This is a genomic window from Polaribacter sp. 2405UD43-2 (assembly GCF_058147125.1).
Window position 1 is genome coordinate 54,742 of the sequence record NZ_JBYVJX010000008.1, and the last position, 22,468, is coordinate 77,209.

At 28.5% G+C, this 22,468-nt stretch carries 25 protein-coding genes; 13 read left to right on the forward strand and 12 right to left on the reverse strand.

Going from position 1 to position 22,468, the window contains the following annotated elements; translation table 11 throughout:
• The first annotated feature begins 1 nt into the window (after window position 1).
• From ybeY to ACY2RX_RS11500, 3 genes are read left to right on the forward strand one after another with little or no spacing between them, the layout of a single operon-like run.
• Complete coding sequence (ybeY, locus tag ACY2RX_RS11490) at window positions 2-415, forward strand: rRNA maturation RNase YbeY (RefSeq protein ID WP_490104130.1); 414 nt, start codon at window positions 2-4, stop codon at window positions 413-415.
• 45 nt (window positions 416-460) lie between these two features.
• The gene (gene mnmG / locus ACY2RX_RS11495) at window positions 461-2,338 is read left to right on the forward strand and encodes a tRNA uridine-5-carboxymethylaminomethyl(34) synthesis enzyme MnmG (RefSeq protein ID WP_490104131.1); all 1,878 of its coding nucleotides are present in this window, start codon (window positions 461-463) and stop codon (window positions 2,336-2,338) included.
• Between the two features lie 57 nt (window positions 2,339-2,395).
• Entirely contained in the window at window positions 2,396-3,253 is an 858-nt protein-coding gene (locus ACY2RX_RS11500; protein ID WP_490104132.1) for a class I SAM-dependent methyltransferase, read from the forward strand.
• A 143-nt stretch (window positions 3,254-3,396) separates the two neighbouring features.
• Here the strand turns inward: ACY2RX_RS11500 and ACY2RX_RS11505 are convergent, their stop codons facing one another.
• From ACY2RX_RS11505 to ACY2RX_RS11515, 3 genes are all read right to left on the reverse strand, one after another.
• Window positions 3,397-3,795 (reverse strand): DoxX family membrane protein, encoded by a 399-nt coding sequence (locus tag ACY2RX_RS11505; RefSeq protein WP_490104133.1) that lies wholly within the window; start codon window positions 3,793-3,795, stop codon window positions 3,397-3,399.
• Between the two features lie 90 nt (window positions 3,796-3,885).
• Window positions 3,886-4,281: a DUF6438 domain-containing protein gene (locus tag ACY2RX_RS11510; RefSeq protein ID WP_490104134.1), complete on the reverse strand. Its 396-nt coding sequence runs from the start codon at window positions 4,279-4,281 to the stop codon at window positions 3,886-3,888.
• Between the two features lie 17 nt (window positions 4,282-4,298).
• Window positions 4,299-5,255, reverse strand: a complete 957-nt coding sequence (locus ACY2RX_RS11515) for a zinc metalloprotease (RefSeq protein WP_490104135.1) — start codon at window positions 5,253-5,255, stop codon at window positions 4,299-4,301.
• 105 nt (window positions 5,256-5,360) lie between these two features.
• Here ACY2RX_RS11515 and ACY2RX_RS11520 point away from each other — a divergent pair, with 105 nt between their 5' ends.
• The 3 genes from ACY2RX_RS11520 to ACY2RX_RS11530 are packed head-to-tail and all read left to right on the forward strand — an operon-like array spanning window position 5,361 to window position 9,401.
• Window positions 5,361-5,870, forward strand: a complete 510-nt coding sequence (locus tag ACY2RX_RS11520) for an RNA polymerase sigma factor (RefSeq protein ID WP_490104136.1) — start codon at window positions 5,361-5,363, stop codon at window positions 5,868-5,870.
• 48 nt (window positions 5,871-5,918) lie between these two features.
• Window positions 5,919-6,830, forward strand: coding sequence for a FecR family protein (locus tag ACY2RX_RS11525; RefSeq protein ID WP_490104137.1), 912 nt, complete (start codon window positions 5,919-5,921; stop codon window positions 6,828-6,830).
• Complete coding sequence (locus ACY2RX_RS11530) at window positions 6,831-9,401, forward strand: TonB-dependent receptor (RefSeq protein WP_490104138.1); 2,571 nt, start codon at window positions 6,831-6,833, stop codon at window positions 9,399-9,401.
• 19 nt (window positions 9,402-9,420) lie between these two features.
• Here ACY2RX_RS11530 and ACY2RX_RS11535 read toward each other — a convergent pair whose 3' ends face one another.
• From ACY2RX_RS11535 to panB, 6 genes are all read right to left on the reverse strand, one after another.
• Window positions 9,421-9,765, reverse strand: a complete 345-nt coding sequence (locus ACY2RX_RS11535; protein ID WP_490104139.1) for a YtxH domain-containing protein — start codon at window positions 9,763-9,765, stop codon at window positions 9,421-9,423.
• A 26-nt stretch (window positions 9,766-9,791) separates the two neighbouring features.
• The gene (locus tag ACY2RX_RS11540; RefSeq protein WP_490104140.1) at window positions 9,792-10,178 is read right to left on the reverse strand and encodes a VOC family protein; all 387 of its coding nucleotides are present in this window, start codon (window positions 10,176-10,178) and stop codon (window positions 9,792-9,794) included.
• A gap of 3 nt (window positions 10,179-10,181) precedes the next feature.
• Entirely contained in the window at window positions 10,182-10,640 is a 459-nt protein-coding gene (locus ACY2RX_RS11545) for a DUF1801 domain-containing protein (RefSeq protein ID WP_490104141.1), read from the reverse strand.
• 25 nt (window positions 10,641-10,665) lie between these two features.
• Window positions 10,666-11,604, reverse strand: coding sequence for a 2-hydroxyacid dehydrogenase (locus ACY2RX_RS11550; protein ID WP_490104142.1), 939 nt, complete (start codon window positions 11,602-11,604; stop codon window positions 10,666-10,668).
• A gap of 25 nt (window positions 11,605-11,629) precedes the next feature.
• Entirely contained in the window at window positions 11,630-11,983 is a 354-nt protein-coding gene (locus tag ACY2RX_RS11555; RefSeq protein ID WP_490104143.1) for a four helix bundle protein, read from the reverse strand.
• Between the two features lie 112 nt (window positions 11,984-12,095).
• Window positions 12,096-12,914, reverse strand: a complete 819-nt coding sequence (gene panB, locus ACY2RX_RS11560) for a 3-methyl-2-oxobutanoate hydroxymethyltransferase (protein ID WP_490104144.1) — start codon at window positions 12,912-12,914, stop codon at window positions 12,096-12,098.
• A gap of 139 nt (window positions 12,915-13,053) precedes the next feature.
• On the opposite strand from panB, the gene ACY2RX_RS11565 reads away from it, so the two are divergent.
• The 4 genes from ACY2RX_RS11565 to ACY2RX_RS11580 all read left to right on the forward strand — a co-directional run bounded on the left by ACY2RX_RS11565 (window position 13,054) and on the right by ACY2RX_RS11580 (window position 15,277).
• Window positions 13,054-13,533, forward strand: a complete 480-nt coding sequence (locus ACY2RX_RS11565) for a nuclear transport factor 2 family protein (protein WP_490104145.1) — start codon at window positions 13,054-13,056, stop codon at window positions 13,531-13,533.
• Window positions 13,534-13,560: 27 nt separating this feature from the next.
• Complete coding sequence (locus ACY2RX_RS11570; protein ID WP_490104146.1) at window positions 13,561-14,127, forward strand: sigma-70 family RNA polymerase sigma factor; 567 nt, start codon at window positions 13,561-13,563, stop codon at window positions 14,125-14,127.
• Window position 14,128: 1 nt separating this feature from the next.
• Window positions 14,129-14,395: a hypothetical protein gene (locus tag ACY2RX_RS11575; protein WP_490104147.1), complete on the forward strand. Its 267-nt coding sequence runs from the start codon at window positions 14,129-14,131 to the stop codon at window positions 14,393-14,395.
• 231 nt (window positions 14,396-14,626) lie between these two features.
• Window positions 14,627-15,277 (forward strand): O-methyltransferase, encoded by a 651-nt coding sequence (locus ACY2RX_RS11580; RefSeq protein ID WP_490104148.1) that lies wholly within the window; start codon window positions 14,627-14,629, stop codon window positions 15,275-15,277.
• On the opposite strand, the gene ACY2RX_RS11585 is transcribed toward ACY2RX_RS11580, so the two are convergent.
• Both ACY2RX_RS11585 and ACY2RX_RS11590 read right to left on the reverse strand, forming a co-directional pair.
• Complete coding sequence (locus ACY2RX_RS11585) at window positions 15,267-16,361, reverse strand: glycoside hydrolase family 53 protein (protein ID WP_490104149.1); 1,095 nt, start codon at window positions 16,359-16,361, stop codon at window positions 15,267-15,269. The two genes, ACY2RX_RS11580 and ACY2RX_RS11585, sit on opposite strands and share 11 nt — an antisense overlap.
• Before the next feature lie 2 nt (window positions 16,362-16,363).
• A complete protein-coding gene (locus tag ACY2RX_RS11590) occupies window positions 16,364-16,669 on the reverse strand; it encodes a Sec-independent protein translocase subunit TatA/TatB (protein ID WP_490104150.1) in 306 nt (101 codons plus the stop codon).
• Window positions 16,670-16,971: 302 nt separating this feature from the next.
• Between ACY2RX_RS11590 and ACY2RX_RS11595 the strand changes: the two genes are divergently transcribed.
• Window positions 16,972-18,681 (forward strand): hypothetical protein, encoded by a 1,710-nt coding sequence (locus ACY2RX_RS11595; protein WP_490104151.1) that lies wholly within the window; start codon window positions 16,972-16,974, stop codon window positions 18,679-18,681.
• Window positions 18,635-19,087 carry a hypothetical protein gene (locus ACY2RX_RS11600; RefSeq protein ID WP_490104152.1) on the forward strand — a complete coding sequence of 151 codons (453 nt, stop codon included), beginning with the start codon at window positions 18,635-18,637 and terminating at the stop codon, window positions 19,085-19,087. Before ACY2RX_RS11595 ends, ACY2RX_RS11600 begins: the two co-directional genes overlap by 47 nt.
• 11 nt (window positions 19,088-19,098) lie before the next feature.
• Here ACY2RX_RS11600 and mutS read toward each other — a convergent pair whose 3' ends face one another.
• Window positions 19,099-21,672 carry a DNA mismatch repair protein MutS gene (gene mutS / locus ACY2RX_RS11605; protein WP_490104193.1) on the reverse strand — a complete coding sequence of 858 codons (2,574 nt, stop codon included), beginning with the start codon at window positions 21,670-21,672 and terminating at the stop codon, window positions 19,099-19,101.
• 157 nt (window positions 21,673-21,829) lie between these two features.
• On the opposite strand from mutS, the gene ACY2RX_RS11610 reads away from it, so the two are divergent.
• Entirely contained in the window at window positions 21,830-22,357 is a 528-nt protein-coding gene (locus tag ACY2RX_RS11610; RefSeq protein ID WP_490104153.1) for an RNA methyltransferase, read from the forward strand.
• Window positions 22,358-22,468 lie beyond the last annotated feature (111 nt).

Here is a 22,468-nt window from a genome sequence, read left to right on the forward strand (position 1 = left end):
TATGATTACTTTCAATTACGAAACTTTATTTAAGATTAAAAATGAGGGTTTTTTACAAAAAAGAATCACACAATTTATTCAATGGAAGTTATTTAGTGTTGGAGAAATCAATTATATTTTTTGTAATGATACTTATCTCCATAAATTAAATGTAGCGTTTTTACAACATGATACATTAACAGATATTATTAGTTTTGATAATTCTTTAGGAAAATTAATTAGCGGAGATATCTTTATTTCTGTTGAAAGAGTAGCAGAAAACGCCAAAGATTATAAAGTTTCTTTTGATGAAGAGTTACAAAGAGTTATGTTACATGGAATACTACATTATATGGGATATAAAGATAAAACAGCAGAAGAAAAAAAGCTGATGAGGAGAGCAGAAAATGAAGCTTTAATTTTTATAAGTAATTAATAATCAGTATTTTAAATACTAAGTTTCACGTGGAACGATATTGTAATGAGTTTATTTTCAACAACATATGATGTAATTGTAGTGGGTGGTGGTCATGCTGGTAGTGAAGCAGCAGCAGCAGCAGCAAATATGGGTGCGCACACTTTGTTAATTACAATGAATTTGCAAAATATTGCACAAATGAGTTGTAACCCAGCAATGGGAGGAATTGCAAAAGGACAAATTGTAAGAGAGATTGATGCTTTAGGAGGATACAGCGCAATTGTAACAGATAAAACTGCGATTCAGTTTAAAATGTTGAATAAGTCTAAAGGACCTGCAATGTGGAGTCCAAGAGCTCAGTCTGATAGAATGCAGTTTGCAGAATGTTGGCGAACGATGTTAGAGCAAACAGAAAATTTAGATTTTTATCAAGATTCTGTAAATGGTTTGTTGTTTAATGATGATAAAATTATCGGTGTAAAAACCGCTTTAGGTTTAGAAATAAAAGCCAAGACAGTAATTATAACTGCAGGTACTTTTTTAAACGGATTAATTCATATTGGCGAAAAAACTTTTGGAGGCGGTAGAGCAGGCGAAGGAGCTTCTACAGGAATTACAGAAGATTTAGTTGCTAAAGGTTTTGAGTCTGGTAGAATGAAAACAGGAACTCCACCAAGAGTTGATGGCAGATCTTTAGATTATTCTAAAATGATTGAGCAACCAGGAGATGAAAACACTGAAAAGTTTTCTTATTTACCACTTACAAAAAATCTAACCAAACAGCGTTCCTGTTATTTAACGTATACAAATCCTGAGGTACATAATTTATTGAGAGAAGGTTTTGATAGATCACCAATGTTTAATGGTCGAATTAAATCTACAGGACCCAGATATTGCCCGTCTGTTGAAGATAAAATTAATCGTTTTGCAACAAAAGATAGACATCAAATTTTTGTAGAACCAGAAGGTTGGACAACTGTTGAAATGTATGTAAATGGATTTTCGACATCACTACCCGAAGATATTCAAGATAAAGCAATAAGAGCTATTAATGGTTTTGAAAACGTAAAGTTTTTAAGATATGGTTATGCAATTGAGTATGATTATTTTCCACCAACTCAACTAACACATTCTTTAGAAACAAAGCTGATTAAAAACTTATTTTTTGCGGGTCAAATTAATGGTACTACAGGTTATGAAGAGGCTGCCGCTCAAGGATTAATGGCGGGTGTAAATGCTGCTTTAAAAGTGCAAGAAAAAGAGCCTTTTATTTTAAAAAGAAACGAAGCTTATATTGGTGTTTTAGTTGATGATTTAATTACAAAAGGTACTGAAGAACCTTATAGAATGTTTACATCAAGAGCAGAATATAGAACACTTTTAAGACAAGATAATGCCGATTTAAGATTAACACCAAAGTCTTTTAAATTGGGTTTAGCATCAAAAGAAAGAATGGATCGTGTTTTAGAAAAACAATCTAAAACTAATTTATTAATCAAATTTTTAAAAGAAACAAGTGTTAAAGAAGCTGAAATAAATCCGATTTTAGAAGCAAAAAATTTGGCTTTGGTCAATCAATCAATGAAACTTTTTAAAATAGCGGCAAGACCACAGTTAGATTTTTCCGATTTTAAGAATGTAAAAAAACTAAGTTCTTTTTTAGAAGAAAATTCTATGGATGCAGAAATCATAGAACAAGCAGAAATCCATTTAAAGTATTCTGGCTATATTGAAAAAGAAAAAAACAATGCAGATAAATTAAATAGATTAGAAAATGTTATGATTCCTTCTAAATTTGATTATCAAAAAGTAAAATCTCTTTCTTTTGAAGCTAGAGAAAAATTAAGTAAAATACAACCAACATCTATATCTCAAGCCAGTAGAATTAGTGGTGTTTCCCCCAGTGATATTTCTGTGTTGTTAGTGTATATGGGTAGATAAAATATCATAAAAATTGCCAATGTTTCTCGTGGAACATTTTATAAAAAAAGAAAATTTATGGGAAAAGAAAAAGAACTTTACAAAAGATTAAAACCTTTTTTAGATTGCAAAGATTACACGGTTTCAGGAGAAACTTACGAAGTAATGTTTAACAAAGAATATGATATGTTGGTTACATCACCTGTGCCAGTAGATTTAGAAAATTACTATCAAAGTGAAGATTATATATCGCACACAGATAGTAAAAAAACATTGTTTGAAAAACTATATCAATTTGTTAAGAATTATGCTTTAAAAAGAAAATTATCTTTAATTAACTCTTTTAAAACTGAAAATAAAAACATTTTAGATGTTGGTGCAGGTACAGGCGATTTTTTAAATGTTTGTAAAAAAAATGGATGGAATGTTTTTGGAGTAGAACCCAACACAAACGCAATTAATAAAGCTGCAGAAAAAGGAGTTTTTTTAAAAGAAGAATTAAATAATATTGTAAACAAAAAATTTGATGTAATTACACTTTGGCACGTTTTAGAGCATATAGAAAACTTGTTTGATTATATTACTAAATTAAAAGAATTACTTTCTGATAAAGGTAGAATTGTAATTGCAGTTCCTAATTATAAAAGTTACGATGCAAAATATTACAAAGAATTTTGGGCGGCTTTTGATGTTCCAAGACATCTTTGGCATTTTTCTCAATGTTCAATTCATAAAATATTTTCTAAAGAAAATATGATTGTAGAAAAAACAATACCAATGATTTTTGATGCGTATTATGTTGCTCTTTTAAGTGAAAAATATAAAACAGGAAAAATGAATTCTATTAAAGGTTTTTATAGAGGATTTCTCTCAAATTTAAAAGCAAGAACCACTTCAGAGTATTCTTCTTTAATATATGTCCTTAAAAAGTATTAAAAACCGCTTTAAATTTATTTTAACTATACTTTATGCTGTTTGCAATAATAATTGTTGTCTAAAAATATAAAAGCTCTTAAAGTTGATGTTTTAAGAGCTTTTTTTATAAATTAAACTTATAGATAAATTATTTGTTATAATTTTTAACTATTTAATAAATAAACTCCCCAAAGAGTTATGATAAAATAGACAGCTAAAGACATAGCTCCTGCATAATCTTTTGCCAAACGTTGACCAATAAGTAAAAAAATTAAAGTGATAGCAGAAAGCTCAACACCTAATAAAGCAATTTCTTTTACTCCAGACGAATAAATTTGATAAACCCCAATAATCATAAAAATACCAGCAATAATTTCTATAGCTAAAATAATTGCTAACAATAAGGGTACGCTATTTTTTAAAGGAGAATTTTTAAAATGCTCTTTAATAAAATCAACATTTCCTTTCCAGTCTAAAATTTTATCAATTCCAGATTGTAAAAAAGTGACAATTAAAAAAAGTAAGATTAAAATCTCTGTTGGATAATTTGATAGTAGTTTCATTTTTTCTGATATTTTTTCAAATTTACAATTAAAATAGAAAGCTCTTATAATTAATTATAAGAGCTTTCAAAATCAACCAACCATAAAAACCTAATAAATAGGCATTATTTTTTTAAATAACTTATCAAGTTTTTTAATTTTATTTAAATCTTGTAAAACTATTTTTTTACCTGAAATTTTAATAATTGTATTAGGAAAATCTCTTATTAACTTTGCATCACTTTTTAGGTTTAATTTAGAAATTTCATTACTAATTTCTTTGAGTGTTTTTTTAGAAATACTAAAAGTGAGTTTCCCCTTTTTTGTAACATTTTTTATGCCTTCATAAATTACTTTTCCGTTATTAAAAATATAAAGATCAAAAACTGGGCACTTGCCTAAACATGGTGTTTTACCGTAGTAAATTAATTCTTTTTGCTCAACTTTTTTTTGTGAAGAACAGCTAATCATCAATAAAAAAACAAAAGATAAAACGGAATATTTCATAGAATTTATTTCTAAAACTAATGTCTACATTTTGTTTTGTAAGGGTTACCAAATGTGTTTGCTTGTTTCCAATAACCAGGCTTAGGTAATACAAAAGCAATATTATTTCCTTTTCCTTTTAACTGTAGGTTTTGTCTAATATGATTTCTAAAATCAACCAACTCACTTCTATGATACATTAACAGAATTTTCTTTTCTGCAATAGTTGTTCCTTTAGGCTTGTCTTTTTTGGTTACAAAAGTTGCAAAAACTTCTGCCATATCTTCTCCTGTGTTTGTAGAAGCATAACTTGTTACAAATCTATTGCTATATTTTTTGTAAAACCTTTCTTGAGAACTTTGATCTTTTCCTGCTTTCTGGTGTTCTTCTTCAATATCTTTCCAGTATTTTTGAAACAATTCATTTATATAAGAATTCTGTTTTGCACAACCTTCGCCAGTAAAAAAATTCTTGCAATTATCTTCTGTAATAGAAGAATTAACTTGCAGGTTGTTTAAGGTTAGTATATGCCCAAATTCATGAATAATAGTATAGGCAAGTTCGCCATCTTTATTAAACCCTCCTTCAAAAGCAAAATCGATTGCAATTCCCATTCTCCATTTACTTAATTCTTCGTTTCTTTCAAAAACAAAGCCAGCACTTCCATCAGTTTCTCCACTATAAATCATAAATTCCGACATTTTTTCAAGCTGATTTAAGGGAACAATTTTTCTTACTAAAGCCCAAATTTGTTGATGCTTTTTTGTGTCTTTTTGAAAACTTAAATCAACTCCAGTTACCTTATAATCAGTTACTTTTGTTAGGTTTCCATTGTTTACATTATAGAGGGTTATCTCACCTTTATTTTCTTTTTTCGAGTTCTCATTTTTTTCAATATTATTAGCTTCTAAACCTTCTTCTTTATTACAAGAGCTTAAAAATATTATAGACGCAGAAAATAATACTATCCAAATTATATTTTTTAAAATTTTCATAATTGCTGTTTTATTTTTTAAAAAATTAGCACTTCTTAATAGTTAAACAATTAAGAAAAAGTTTACCCTATTTATTTTCAATTTATTTTGCTATGTTTGTCTTAAATGGAAGAAAAAAAATCTGTCTGCGAACCAAAGGTTTTTGAAGAAGTCTATAACACGCAGTCTAAAACTTTAAGAAACTTTATTTATTACAAATGTGGTGATGCTGCAGCTGCAGATGATTTTGTGCAAGAAGCGTTTATTAAGCTTTGGAAAAACTGCGCAAAAGTTTTTGTTGATAAAGCAAAATCATTCTTATTTACGGTTGCAAATAATCTTTTTTTAAATGAGTATGCGCATAAAAAAGTTGTACTAAAACATCAACAACAAAAAACTTCACATCAAACAAATGAAAGCCCTGAATTTTTATTAGAAGAAAAAGAGTTTATGACAAAGTTGCAAACAGCAATTGCAGATTTACCAGAAAAGCAAAGAGAGGTTTTTCTATTAAACAGAATAGACAAAAAAAGATACAGAGAAATAGCAGAATTATTAGATGTATCTATAAAAACTGTAGAAAAAAGAATGAGTTTAGCGTTAAAAACTTTAAGACAAAAGATAGGTAATATATAAATGTAGGGTAAAACTTTAATAAACTGTTATATTTTAAAAGAAACAATTATGAATAAAAATTACTCAGATACTTTTCTTGCACGTTGGCTTAATAACGAGCTTACAGCAGATGAGAAAAAAGATTTTGAAGCTTCAGAGGATTTTTTAATCTACAAAAAAATTACAGAAAAAGCTTCAGAATTACAGGTTCCTGAATTTAATAAAGACAAAGTTTTTAATAATATTCAATATAAAATTAAACAACAAAAAGAGAGTAAAGTTATTTCTCTTTTTAAACCTTGGATGTATGCTATTGCAGCATCTATTGTAATCATATTTGGTGTTTTTCAATTTTTAAATCTACCAGAAAAACATATTTCTGGAGTAGGAGAACAATTAGCAATTGTTTTACCAGATAATTCTAAAGTTGTTATAAATGCAAATACTACCATTAGTTATAATAAGAACAAATGGAATGAAAACAGAACCGTAAAACTAGATGGTGAAGCTTATTTTAGAGTTGAAAAAGGTAGCTCTTTTACTGTAGAAACTAAAGAAGGAAAAGTTACTGTTTTAGGAACACAATTTAATGTTAAAACAGACAAAAATCTTTTTGAAGTTACTTGTTTTGAGGGAAAAGTAAAAGCAGCAACTAAAGAGCATCAAAACATTTTAACTAAAGGAAATGCTTTTAGAAAAATTAAAGATTCTTTACCAGAAAAATGGAATGTTACAGAGCTAGAACCTTCTTGGAAAAAAGGAGAGAGCACGTTTAAAAGTATTCCTTTAAAATATGTGATAAAAGCGTTAAAAGATCAATATAAAATTACCATAGATGCTTCAAAAATTGATGTAAATAAAAAGTTTACAGGAAGCTTTACTCATAAAAATTTACAAATTGCTTTGCAAACAGTTTTTGTTCCTATGAAAATAGGTGTTACCTTTAAGGACGAAAAAACAGTTGTGTTACAAAAGCAATAAATGAAAAAACACTTTTTACTAATTTTATGTACTCTTTTTATTGAAGTGTTTTCTATAAAAGCACAAGAAAAAGAATTCAAAAGCACACCTCTAAATCAGGTGTTTTTTGAATTAGAAAAAAAGCATAGTGTTAAATTTTCATTTTCTGATAAATTAATAGCAAATCAATTTATAGTTATTAACTTAAAAAATAAAACGCTTTATGAAATATTGCAAGAAATTCAATCAAAAACCCAATTAGTATTTCAAAAAGCCACTAAAAGATATATTATTGTTTCTGATAAAAACGAGCATGCAAAAAATATAGTTTGTGGTTTTCTTTTTGACACATTCTCTAACACACCAATTGAAGGAGCAACAATAACTACCAGTTCTAAAGCAATAGGAACAACGTCAGACAACAAAGGTTATTTTCAGTTATCCTCAATAAAAGAAAATGACACTATAAACATTCGTTTTGTGGGTTTTAAACCAGTAAAAATTCTTGCAAAAGAATTCTTAAAATCTCCCTGTAAAAAGTTTAATTTAACAGAAATAACTGCTGTTTTAGACGAAATTTTAATCACTAACTATTTAACAGGAGGGATATCTAAAAAGAAAGATGGTTCTATTGTTATTTCGTCAAAAAAACTAGGAATTTTACCAGGTTTAACAGAGCCAGATGTTTTACAAAGTATTCAGTTATTACCAGGAATAAATAGTCCAAAAGAAACAGCTTCAGGTATACATATTAGAGGCGGTACACCAGATCAAAACTTAATACTTTTTGATGGAATTAAAATGTATAATTCCGCTCATTTTTTTGGAATGATATCTGCTTTTAACCCTTATATAACAGAAAAAATTAAAGTTTATAGAAGTGGTGCAGGCGCAAAATATGGCAATCATATTTCGGGTGTTATAGATATTAAAACAAATGAAGAATTAGCTCGTAAAACCACTGGGGGTTTTGGTTTTAATTTAACACATACAGACGCATTTTTAAAGCTAAAATTAAAAAATAATTTAAGTTTTTCTTTTTCGGCAAGAAGATCTTTTAGAGATTTTTTTAATACAAATACTTTTAAAAAACTATCGGATAAAGTGTTTCAAAATACAGTTATTTCTTTAAAAAATATTTTAGAAGAGTTAGAAATTTATTCTTCAACAGATTTTCATTTCCTAGATTTTAACAGTAAAATAGTTTATGAGCCTTCAAAAAAAGATAAGCTGGTTTTTAATCAATTGTTTACAAGAAATAAATTAGAGTTTTTGTCTAAACGAGTAGATAATTCTTTTAAAATAACAGATGCATTAGACGTTCAAAATAAAGGGTTTAGTAGTAAATGGGTAAGAAATTGGAATGATAAATTAGTTCAAAACACCAGCTTTTATTTATCTGATTTTGATTTTGATTATAAGCGTAATACAATTTTATTGCCTAAAAATGAAAATCAAAATAGTGTTAAATTAAATAAAAATACGGAAGCAAATTTCCAAACTTCTATTAAGGTAAAGAAAAATTTAAAGACGACTTATAATTTTGGATATCAGTTTTCTAACAATAAGGTTTTTTATAAACTCAATAGAACAAATGAAATTAATTCTAATTTTAATACTTTTTTAGAAGAATCAAATATAAATAATTCGCATGCAATTTTTGGTGAATATGTTTATAACAAATCTAAAAAATTAACCTTACAAATTGGAGCAAGAGCTAATTATTTTTCTTTAACAAATAAAGTTTTTTTTGCCCCAAGAGTTTATGCACAGGTACTTCTTTCTTCAAATTTTTGGGCTAAGGGTTCTATAGAGGCCAAACAACAAAACATTAGTCAATTATTAGAATTTACAACGTTAGATTTTGGATTAGAAAATCAAATCTGGGCATTGTCTACAAATGAAAATATACCTATTTTAAAAAGTAGGCAATTTACTCTTGGGTTTATTTTTAAAAAAGATAATTGGACCTTAGATATTGATTTTTACAATAAAAACACAACAGGGTTAACCTCTTTAAGCAAAGGTTTTCAAACGGTTAGTGACGATTATTCTGAAGGAAAAAGTGAGGCAAAAGGAATTGATATACTGCTTCAAAAAAAATGGAACAATTATAGTTCTTGGTTAAGTTATAGTTTTAGTGATTCTAAACTTACTTTTTCTGATATAAATAAAGGAAAACCATTTGCAATAAATTCTGATATAAGACATAATTTATTATGGTCTCATAACTTAAAAGTAGGAAATTATAGTTTTTCTTTAGGGTGGAATTTTAGAACAGGGATTCCTTATACAAATGCTCTAGGAATTGATTCTAAAAACCAAATTATTTATCAAAAAGAATTAAATGGAAGTAGATTGCCTTATTATCATAAATTAGATTTTTCTAGTACCTATTCTTTTAATTTTAGTACTAATAAAAAATGGAAAGGTAAAATAGGTGTTTCTTTTTTAAATATTTATAATAGAAAAAATATTTTACAAAGAGATTTTGTAATTGATTCTGATGAAGACAATAAACTTAGTCTTTCTAAAAAAGACGTAGTTTCATTAGTATTTACACCAAATATAGTTTTTAGAGTGCAATTTTAATTAAAATATTTAGTAAGGTTTATTTTCCAAATAATCTTTGAAAAAAGTTTTTAGATTTTTCTTTAACTTCCTCTATTTCTTCTTTTGCATCTTCTGCAAAATCAGCTAAATGTTCTGCGGCTTCACTTGCTAATTCAGCTCCTTTTTCTTTAATTATATCTAAAGCCTCTTTAGTATCATTGCTAAATTCTACGGCTTTTTCCTTAATATCTTCCTTTATTTCTTCTGTTTTTTGTTTTACTTTTTCAATGTTTTCATCAGAAAAAGTTTCATCTAGTTTCTCTTTTACGTTATCTAATATTTCTTTAGCATCATTTGTAAAAGAGTTTACATCTTTTTTATTTTCTAAGTTATTGTCTTCCATAATTGATTAATAATTAGGTTTTTATTTTATTTAAAAGCTTTGTCAATAGGTTCCCAAAGCTCAATTTTATTTCCTTCATTGTCTAAAATCCAGCCAAATTTTCCATACTCAAATTCTTGCATTTTACCTACAATTGTAACTCCTTCTTTTTTTAATGCTTCTAATAATTCTTCTAGATTTTCAACTCTATAATTAAACATAAAGTCTTTTTTTGATGGCTCAAAATAAGAAGTATCTTTTGCAAACGGACTCCATTGTGTAGTGCATTCTTTTCCGTCTTTATCTTTCCACCAAAAAGTACAACCCCAATCATCTGTATTAAAACCTAAGTGTTTTTTGTACCATTCTTTAGAGGCTTTAGCATCATCAGATTTAAAAAATAAACCGCCAATTCCTGTAACTCTTTTTTTCATAAACTACTTATTTTTAGTGTTGGTTTCGTAAATAGCAATCCATTGTTTAACCGTAATTTTTTTACATAATTCTGCAATTAAATTAAAAGGAATGTCATCCATTTTTTTAAGCCGGATGCAACTTTTACCCATATCTAATTTGCGTTTGCAATGTTTTGGATATTCATTTACAAACCAATCGTTAATTTCTGGAACTGCATAAATGCCACTATGATATAGATTTACGGAGTTTTTTTGTGATGCAAAACTCATAAAAGGCAAAGGTTCTTTAGGGTTGCAATGATAGCCATTAGGATATTTAGAATGTGGCACATAATACCCAATCATTCCATATTGCATACCTTCTTCAAAGCCTTTTGGCAAATTTTTGTTGATGATTTTTCGTAATTTTTTTAGTGTTTCTTGCCGTTCTTCAGGAACTTGATTGATATAATCTTCTGGTGAATTTGCTTTGTATTGCATAACATCATATTTTGATGTTGACAAGTTAATAAAATTTTGCTTTAATTTTATTTACAATAGTTTGGGCTAGTTTTTCTTTGCTTTCAAATGTCCAACCAGCAACGTGAGGTGATAAAAGAACATTTTCTGAATTGATTAAATATTGGAAAGCCTCAGGCATTTTATCATCAGAAAACAGGTTTTCGAACGATGATTTTTCGTATTCTAAAACATCTAAACCTGCTCCTAAAATTTTACCCAATTTTAATGCAGCAACTAAATCTTTTGTTACTACAGAAGATCCGCGCGCAGTATTTATCAGCCAAAAATTCTTTTTAAAACTGTTGATAAAATCAGTATTTACCATCTTTTTTGTGAGCTCAGTTTGTGGTGTATGTAAGCTTAAAACGTCTGCTTTTTCTTGTAAATCTTTTAAAGAAACTTGTTTACAATTTTCATCTCCAACATTTTGTTTTATATCGTAACAAAGCACTTCAACATCAAAACCGCGTAGTTTTTTAGCAAAAGATTTCCCCATATTTCCATAGCCAATTAAACCAATTGTTTTTCCATCGAGTTCAATTCCTCTGTTTTCTTCGCGCAACCATTTTCCGTTTCTAACTTCTTTATCGGCTTTATTTAATTTATTAAAAAGTGATAAAAGCATTGCTAAAGAATGTTCGCCAACTGCATTTCTGTTTCCTTCAGGAGCCGCAATTAATTCTATTTTTTTTGACGTAGCATAATCACAATCTATATTTTCTAAACCTGATCCAACTCTACCAATAAATTTTAGGTTGGTGGCTTTGTCTAAAAATTTTTTATCAATAGAAAAACGACTTCTAATAATAAAACCATCATACAAATGAATTTTGGCTTCAATTTCTTGTTTTGATGAGGTGTAATCTTCATCGTTTTGATATCCTAAATCATTAAGTTGATTTAGTAAAAGAGGATGATTTGTGTCTAGATGTAAGATTTTCAAAATAGATTATTGGATATTTGGATTGTTAGACTTTTAGAGTAGAAATAAATCTAGACATCATTTTTATAATTTGATGTAATTTATTGTTTAATTCTTCTAAATCTGATTTATTGATATAACCTAAATCAAAAGAAATTAGCAATTGAGTTTCTATTTCATAACAAGAACCTAATGATATTGTCAAAAACCGAACAAAATCTTTATTAGAATTTCTTGAAGCTCCTTCAGCAATATTTGAAGGAATTGAAACAGAAGCTCTTCTTAATTGTGAAATTAAACCAAACTTTTCATCATCAGGAAAAGATTTTGTTGTTAAATAAATTTCTTTACAAAAGGTTCTGCTTAATTGCCAAAATTTTAAATCTTTATATCTATGCATATTTTGATTTTTGGATTTCTAGATTGTTAGAAAGAACATTTTTTATAAATTAAAATTTAGAGATACTTTAATATCCAATTATCTAATAATCTGGCTATCTAAAAACCTATATTTAATATTGCTCTTTCTCACTAGGAAAATCACCACTTTTTACATCACTTATATAAGATTTAAAAGCCCCAGTCATATCTTTATACAAATCTAAATATCTGCGTAAAAAACGCGGATGGAATTCGTGTGTCATTCCAATCATATCATGCGTAACTAAAACCTGACCATCTACACCATTTCCTGCGCCAATTCCAATGACAGGAATAGAAATTGAGTCTGCAACTTTTTTTGCCAATTTAGCAGGAACTTTTTCTAAAACCAAAGCAAAACAGCCTAGTTTTTCTAAGAGTAAAGCATCTTTCATTAATTTTTCTGCTTCTTGTTCTTCTTTTGCTCTTACTGTATAAGTACCAAATTTATAAATAGATTGTGGCGTTAAACCTAAATGCCCCATAACAGGAATTCCTGCATTTAAAATACGTTTAATAGATTCTTTAATTTCTTTTCCGCCTTCTAATTTTATAGAGTGTCCACCACTTTCTTTCATAATTCTAATGGCAGAGCGCAATGCTTCTTTAGGGTCAGATTGATAACTACCAAAAGGCAAATCTACTACAACTAAACACCTGTCTATTGCTCTTACAACAGAGCTTGCGTGGTAAATCATTTGATCTAAAGTAATTGGCAAAGTAGTTTCATGACCTGCCATTACATTAGATGCAGAATCTCCTACTAAAAGTACATCAATGCCAGCGCCATCTAAAATTTTAGCCATTGTAAAATCGTATGCAGTTAACATAGAAATTTTTTCTCCATTCTTCTTCATATCCACAAGAGATTTTACGGTAACCTTTTTATATTCCTTCTTTGCTGTAGACATATTTTTTATTTTTTATGATGATGTAAATGTAAGAAATATCAACAGAAATAAAACAAGTTAATATTTAGTTAATCTTAAATGATTAGAAATTTTCAATTACTATTTTAATTAATTTTAGGGTTTTAAAAATCAAACTTTTATGCCAAGAATTATTACGTTATTAATTGCTATTGTGTTTTCTGTAACAATTTCTGCACAAAAAAATGATGCTGAAAAAAAGGTAAAACAAGTTATTATAACTTTTTTTGATGGTTTACAAAAAGGTGATAGCACTCTTTTAAAAAGCACGTTACATGAGCAAATTAAAATTCAAACTACTTATACCAATAGAAAAGGAGAAAAAAAGCTTAGAACACAAGGTAAATCTAAATTATTAAAAGGCGTTGCCAACAAAAAACCAGAAGATGTTTATTTAGAAAAACTACTTTCTTATACCATTAAAATTGATGGAAATTTAGCTTCAGTTTGGGCTCCTTATGAGTTTTATTTAAACGGAAAATTTAGTCATTGTGGGGCAAATTCTTTTCAGTTATTTAACAATAACGGAAACTGGGAAATTATTTATTTAGTAGATATGAGAAGAAAGGAAAATTGTAGCATGTTAAATAATAAAAATTAACATTATATTTGATTTTTATTTTAAATGATGGCGCAAGAACAAGTTGTATTAAATACAGACAAATGGATAGATAATTATGCAGATTATATGTATAATTACGCTGTTGTACGTGTTAATAATAGCGATTTAGCCAAAGATCTTGTGCAAGACACTTTTTTTGCAGGATTAAAATCTGCTAAAAACTTTCAAGGAAAATCTACAGAAAGAACTTGGTTGGTTTCTATTTTAAAAAGAAAAATCATAGATCATTACAGAAAAATAAACTCTAAAAAGGGTCAGGCAGAAGTTAGAATGAATTTTTATAATGATGGAGAAAATGAAGGAAATTGGTTAGAAGAAAGAGTGCCACAAAGTTGGGACAATCAATCTGAAAAATCTATAGAAAACGAAGAATTAAAAAATCAGTTAGAAAACTGTATTGATGCTTTGCCAGAAAAATATGGGATGGTTTTTAGAATGAAAACCATACAAGAATTTGAAACAGAAGAAATCTGTAAGGAGTTAGACATTACAGCGTCAAACTTATGGGTTATTATTCATAGAGCAAGAACACAGCTCAGAAAATGTATGGAAGATAACTGGTTTAATAATTAAGATGATGTTTAAAACCTTTAAAATTACTTGTAATGAAGCCACAACTATCTGTGATAAAAATCAGTATGGAGAGGCTACCCTGTTAGAAAAAATAAAATTAAATATTCATTTTATAAGATGTAAAATTTGTTTTAAGTATACAAAACAAAATTTAACATTAACAAAAATTTACAAAGGATATGCTAGTAGTTGTAAAGACTTAAAACATTGTATGCCAAAAGAAGACAAAGAAGCTCTTAAAAAAGAATTAGAAAAAATTAAAGAATAAAAATATTTTTCGTGATTTTTAAAAAATCACATTTTTTGATTTTTTGTTAGATTGAAACGGGATTTATAGCAATATAGATTCCGTTTTTTTGTACTTTTGATAACGAAAATGCCCACTCGAACATTCATAAAATCAAAATATATTTTGATTAAAATTATAAACGCAGTTTTCGAGAGGTTTCTATTTTAACGATTTATTTAGTTTTTGACTGCGCCCAAACAAACAATAAGTATGCTTTTTTTACCCAAAAAGATAGACCATTACGTTGTAGAAAATTCTCAACAAGAGCCACAAATTCTTAAAGAACTTAGTAGAGAAACTTGGCAGAAAGTGTTGAATCCGAGAATGTTGAGTGGTGCTTTTCAGGGTAGAGTTTTGTCTATGATTTCTAAGTTAATGCAACCTAAAAACGTTTTAGAAATAGGAACTTACACAGGATATTCTGCCTTGTGTTTAGCAGAAGGATTGCATCCTAAAGGAAAAATCATCACGATTGATAAAAATGAAGAATTAGAAACTTTGCAAAACAAATATTTTGAGAAATCTGGATATAGAAATCAGATAGAACAATTGGTTGGAAATGCTTTAGAAATCATTCCTCAACTTGATAAAAAATTTGATTTGGTTTTTATTGATGCAGACAAATCTAACTACATCAATTATTTTCATTTAATTATTGATAAAATGAATTCTGGCGGCATTATTTTATCCGACAATGTATTGTGGAGCGGTAAAGTTGTGGAAAAGTTAGACCCAAAAGATAAAGACACAAAAGTACTTTTAGAATACAATAAACTCTTAAATTCTGATGCTAGAATAGAAACTGTTTTGTTGCCAATTAGAGATGGTTTAACAGTAAGTAGAGTAAAAACTAATCTTTAAAAATTTCTAAAGCTGGTGTGGCTTTTAAGTTAAAATCAAACAAAGCTTGGTTTTCCCAAGAAGATCCATTTGTAGAACTTGTACCATTAAAAGCAACCCATTCTGCTCCCCAATAGCCAAAACCAATGCCTTTTTTTAAAGATTTTACAATTGTCTTAATTTCTTGCAAATAGTTTTTTTGACCCTCTAAAGTTGCAGGAAACTGAGGATAAATAATCTGAGAATTATTACCAATAACATTGTTTGTATTGTCGTTCCAATTTAATGTAAAAGGATAAGAAGTTTCTGCTAAAACAATATCTTGCGTATAATTCTTGTCTAAGAATTTAAGTTGATTTTCAAAAACGGTTAAATCTTTTCCATGCCATTTAGGATAATAAGAAACGCCAATTAAATCGTAATTTAAAGGTTTTACAAGATTAAAAAACCAAGAAGCATTTTTAGAATCTGCTTTATGAATCATAATTTTAGTGTTAGAATTGTTATTTCTAACAGCAGCAATTCCTTTTTCTAAAAGACCTAAAAATTGTTGTTTTTTAGAACCAATATCACCAATAGGAAGCAATATACCTGCATCTATTTCATTTCCAATTTGAATAATATCTGGATTAATTTTTTTAATAATTTTAGCAGTATAATTGTAAACACTGTCTTTTAAAACAGTAAAAGAAGTATTTTGCCAAGCTTTCGGAATTTTCTGATGACCAGGATCTGCCCAAGTATCTGAATAATGTACAGTTAACCAAACTTTAAACTTTAGTTTTTTTAATTCTTTAGAAAAAGCTTCAACCTCTTTAAAACTTGCGTGTGCGTTTTTAGGAGAATGCCATAAACGCAAACGAATTGTATTTACGCCATTATTTTTTAAAATTTGTAAAAAATCTTCTTTTAATCCTTTTCTGTTGTAAAAGGAAATTCCTTTTTCTTTAATGGTTGGGTAGTAAGAAATATCTACGGCAGCATAAAAAGTATTCGCAATTGGTTTTGTGTTTTCTTCTTCAGAAATAAGGTTGTTGTGGTTTTTACAGGAAGAAATAACAACAAAAAAGAATAGAAAAACAGGATATTTTATAATGTTTTTCAAAACTATAAATTACGCTTTATGGGCCCAGTAATATCGTCTATATCTTTTTTAACTCTTTGAAATTCTTCACTAATACCTTTGGTAGTTTCTTTTGCTGTATCAGATACTGCATCAGTAGCAACTTTTTGCTTGTCAGAACTTTCTTTTATCTCTTGTTTAATGTCGTTTGTAGCATCTTTTATTTGACGCATTCCTTTGCCCAAACCTCTGGCAATTTCAGGTATTTTATCTGCACCAAAAACCATTACTACAATTAACATAATAACCATAATTTCTGGTCCGCTTATAAATAACAAAATAGAACTCATTGTGCAAAGATAATTACTTTTTAGTCAAGATACGTTTCATAGAGACTAAAATAAGGGTTTGTTTAATGGACATTTTTTAGGTAACGGAAAACAGTGAATAGTCTAACGGTTTTCCGTGAGAAGAAAAAACCCCATTTTCAGGGATTGACAGGCTTTTATTTGTTTTCTATTTTTATTAAGCAGAAAATGCATAAAAATAATAGTTAAAAACTAGAAGTTTTTTTACTATACTTAAAAAAACAGGTGATTGAATAACTTTTTATTTATAAAAAAATGATTAGCAAAAATGTAAAACAAAAATTATGAAAAAAAGCAAATTACGATTTTTAACTCTAGCCTTGATTGGGCTATTAGTTTATTCCTGTCAAAATGAAGATGATTTTGTAGAACCTAATAGTTCAATTGAAAATCTTAAAATTGAAAATGATTTAGCTTTTGGAGAAAAAATTATTTTAGGAAAACAATTAGAAAACCCATATTCTGTTGAAAATATGAAAAAGGCATTGCAAAGTCTTAAATTTTCTTCTAAATTTTCAGCAAAATCAACTAATAATATTAATATATCAACAAGTCATTACTATGTAAAGTTTATTCCGAAAAATAGTGATGAACTTGGAATAATTGAAAAAGATACATCTTTAATTGCTTATGATTTTCCTTTAGACTATGAAATTCTTCAAATAGGAGATTACTATCATGACCCTAAAGTTCCTATTAATCAACCAACTTTTCATTATGCCTCTATTCCAATTGGAAAGAAAATACCCGAAGGAATTGAGTATGTTATTTTATCAAACTTATTTATTCCTGACAATGAAAATGTTCCCAATAGTTATGAAAAACTACTTGTTGCTGAATCTTTAAAATTAACAGGCAATCTAGAAGATAAAGGTACATTATTAAAAGAAGAAACAAGTACTTTAGCAAGAGCTAGTAAATGGCGCCCAGCAGGAACAATTAAAGTTTGGGATGATAATATTGGTCAAACTACGTCTACAACTAGAGTCTTTAGTCATTGGGAATATTATGACTGTGGTGATAATGGAGATCGTATTTTACTAATAGCACAAAAGACTGAACAATTAGAAAAATTAATAAGGCCAATAGATAACCAATGCAGAAGAGCTGTTTATAAATATATAACCACGACTACAAATGGGAGTTATGTTCCAATAGAAGGCGTAAGAGTTAGAGCTAGAAGATGGTTTACAACTCATACAGGAATTACTAATTCTCTAGGGCGTTATTCTTGTAATGGAAGATTTAGAAGACCCGCAAATTATAAGATAAAATGGAAACGTGATAATTTTTCTATAAGATGGTCATGGTTGTCAAGTGCAAAATATAATGGCCCCAAAAAACGAGGTGATTGGAATTTAAATATAAAAGGTGGTACACAGGAATATTATGCTACTATTTTTAGAGCTGCTCATCATTATTACTATAAAGATATTAAAGGGTTGAGGAGACCACCTCAAAATAGTTTTTGGAGAACGCAAATGAAAATTAGAGCTTTTAAAGAAAATGTTTCTGAAGAAGGAAGTCTTGGTTCACATACAGCTGGTTGGAGGGCCTTTGGTTTATATAGTCCAATTAAAATATACACATACCAAAGACCCACTATGGATACTTATGCTACTGTTATACATGAATTGGCTCACGGATCTCACTGGAATATGGATAGAAGTGATTTTAATGATTCTGAAACTAAAGTTAAAGAATCTTGGGCTAGGGGTGTGCAATGGGAATTAACAAGAATGGTATACCCTACTTACAGAGCCCCTGAAATAAGACCAAATTACACATTGGCTGTAATGGATATGATAGATAATGACAACAGATTTGGCAACACTTTTACCTTTGGAGAATCAGTTAATGGCTATACAATAAGACAAATAGAAGATGCGTTAATTCATCAAGAAACTTGGAATAGCTGGAGAGATAATATTAAAAATAAATATAACAATGGAACAGAAAACAATTTGGATGCGTTATTTAATTATTGGAATTAACATTTTACTAATTTCATTTTTCATTTTTTCATGTGGAAATAAAGATGATGAAGGTAGTTTAACTACTCGTTTTGTGTACAAAAACTTAACATCTGAAAATGTTGAATTAAATTTATATAATAAACAAAATGTGAACCACAAAAATTATTCTATTTTACCTAATGGAGAGATTTCTATTTCTTCAGTTTTATATGGTACAAAAAAAGGAATAGGAGAACCTTTTGAAGGTGTAAAAAAAATTATACTGCGATTTACTGTCAGTGATAAATGTATTGAGAATTATTTTAAGCTAAAAGATGTAAAACTTTATGACAACTTTACGAAGAGTATGTACAATTCTTCAAATAATACTTTAATTTATAATATTGATGGGGAAGAATATGAACAAGCTGTTAAGTGCAACTAAACACTTAACAGCTACTTTTTAATCAACATACGTTTAATTTCATTCAATTTCATTAATGCTTCAATTGGTGTTAAAGTATCAATATTTGTAGCTAATATTTCTTCTCTAATATTTTCTAACAAAGGATCGTCTAATTGAAAGAAACTGAGTTGCATTTCTTCGTGTTGAGCCTGTTTTAAAACATCTTTTACTTCAGCATTTTTGTTGTTTTTTTCTAGCTGAGCTAGAATTTTATTAGCTCTATGAATTACCATATTTGGCATTCCTGCTAGTTTTGCTACGTGAATTCCAAAACTATGATTAGAGCCGCCAGAAACCAATTTACGCAAGAAAATAATAGTGTCTTCTAACTCTTTTACAGACACATTAAAGTTTTTAATGCGCTCAAAAGTGGTGGTCATTTCATTCAGTTCGTGATAATGAGTGGCAAATAAAGTTTTTGCTTTAGATGGATGTTCGTGCAGAAATTCTGAAATTGCCCAAGCAATTGAAATTCCATCATAGGTAGAGGTTCCACGACCAATTTCATCTAATAAAACCAAACTACGTTCAGAAATATTATTTAAAATGGATGCTGTTTCATTCATTTCTACCATAAAAGTAGATTCTCCCATAGAAATATTATCACTGGCACCAACTCTGGTAAAAATCTTGTCTACAATGCCAATTTTTGCATTTTGAGCAGGTACATAACTTCCCATTTGAGCCAATAAAACAATCAAAGCAGTCTGTCTTAAAATGGCAGATTTACCAGACATATTGGGTCCAGTAATCATAATAATTTGTTGCTGATTTCTGTTTAGCACAATATCATTGGCAATATAATCTTCACCAATTGGTAGTTGTTTTTCTATAACAGGATGACGTCCGTTTTTAATATCTAAATCTGTACTTTTATCTATAATTGGACGCACATAATTGTTGTCAATCGCTAAAACCGAAAAAGACAATAAACAGTCAATTTTTGCAATAATTTGCGCATTTTCTTGCACTTTATGAACAAAACCAATAACATATTGCAATAATTTAGAAAAAATTTCTTGCTCTAATTGGGCAATTTTTTCTTCAGCTCCTAAAATTTTAGTTTCGTATTCTTTTAATTCTTCAGTAATATAACGTTCTGCAGAAACTAAGGTTTGTTTACGAATCCATTCTTCAGGAACTTTGTCTTTATGTGTATTTCTAACTTCAATATAATAGCCAAAAACATTGTTAAACGCAATCTTTAAACTCGTAATTCCTGTGCGTTCTGTTTCACGTTTTAGCATATCATCTAAAAACTGTTTTCCAGATGAAGAAATCGCTCTTAAATCGTCTAATTCTTGATGCACATTATTGGCAATTGCATTTCCTTTATTGATGTTAACTGGCGCATCATCGAACAACGTTTTTGTAATTTTATCAATTAAAACATCACAAGAATGTAGTTGATTTCCTAAATTTTGAACCGCTTTATTTTTACTTTTTTCAGCTTCATTTTTAATAGGTAAAATTGCTTTTAAAGAATCTTTTAATAAAACAATTTCTCTGGGTGAAGCTTTGCCTGTGGCAACTTTAGATATCAATCTTTCGATATCAGAAATTTGTTTTAGTTGATAGGTTACTGTTTGCGAAAAACTATCAGCATCTATAAAAAACTTTACCAATTCGTGACGATTTTTAATATCTTCAATATTTTTTAAAGGAAGCGCTAACCAGCGTTTTAACAACCTTCCTCCCATTGGCGAAATGGTTTTGTCAATTACATCTAAAAGTGTAACAGCGTTTACAGAATTCGGATTGTACAACTCTAAATTTCTGACTGTAAATCTATCCATCCAAACATAATTATTTGCTGCAATTCTACTAATAGATTGTATGTGTTTTAGTTGATTGTGTTGTGTTTCAGAAAGATAATATAAGACTGCCCCAGCAGCAATAATTCCATTTTTAACATCCTGAATTCCAAAACCTTTTAAGTTTTTTACTTCAAAATGATTTTGTAAAGTTTCATTTGCATATTCTTTTTGAAAAACCCAATCATCTAAATAAAAAGTATAAAATCGATTTTCAAATAACTCTAAAAATTGTTGTTTGTGTTGTTTTTGAACTAATACTTCACTCGGATTAAAGTTTTGCAATAATTTATCGATGTATTCTGCATTTCCTTGCGCCACTAAATATTCTCCAGTAGAAACATCTAAAAAGGAAATTCCGAGTTGTTTTTTATCAAAATGAACTGCTGCTAAAAAGTTGTTTTTTTTAGTTTGTAAAACTTCATCATTTAAAGAAACTCCAGGGGTAACTAATTCTGTAACACCTCGTTTTACAATGGTTTTAGTCATTTTTGGGTCTTCTAATTGATCGCAAATGGCAACACGCATTCCTGCTTTTACCAATTTTGGTAAATAGGTATTTAAAGAATGATGCGGAAAACCAGCTAAGGCAGTTTCAGAATCACTGCCTGCACCTCGTTTTGTTAAGGTAATTCCTAAAACTTTAGCAGCTTTTTTAGCATCATCACCAAAAGTTTCGTAAAAATCTCCCACTCTAAAAAGCAACATTGCATCAGGGTATTTTGCCTTGATTGCATTGTATTGTTTCATTAAAGGAGTTACCTTTTTAGCTTTTGATTTTGCCAATTTTTGAAAAATTTCAATTAGTTTTGCGAAGATAGAAAAAAGTTGTTAGTCGTTAGTTTTTAGTTGTTAGTTTTCAACTAGTTTTTTTAAAGGCTAAAGACCAAAAGCTAAAGACTAAAAAATGAGAAAATTAAAGAATAACGAATTAGGCAGAATTACAGTAGATGAGTTTAAATCAACAAAAAAAACACCATTAATTGTCGTTTTAGACAATATTAGAAGCTTGAATAATATTGGTTCAGTTTTCAGAACTTCTGATGCTTTTTTAATTGAAAAAATTTATCTCTGTGGCATTTGTGCAACTCCGCCAAACAAAGACATTCATAAAACTGCTTTGGGTGCAACTGAATCTGTAGATTGGGAGTATGCAGAAAGCACGCTTTCGTTGATTCAAAAATTCAAAGATTTAAAAATTAAAGTTTTATCCATAGAACAAGCTGAAAATAGCACAAAACTGAACGATTTTTTTCCTGAGAAAAATCAGAAATATGCAATTGTTATGGGAAATGAAGTAAAAGGTGTGCAACAAGAAGTTGTAAACGCTTCTGATTTGTGTATCGAAATTCCGCAATTAGGCACCAAACATTCTTTAAATATTTCTGTAACCACAGGTGTTGTACTTTGGGATTTATTTCAAAAAATGCAATAAAACGTTTGTTTTTTAAATCTAAAACTTTATTTTTAAAGAGTTAAACAAAAAATCAAAAAAATGAATTTTCAAGAAAACAATTTAGAAGAATTTGCAATGAGTTTAAATCCA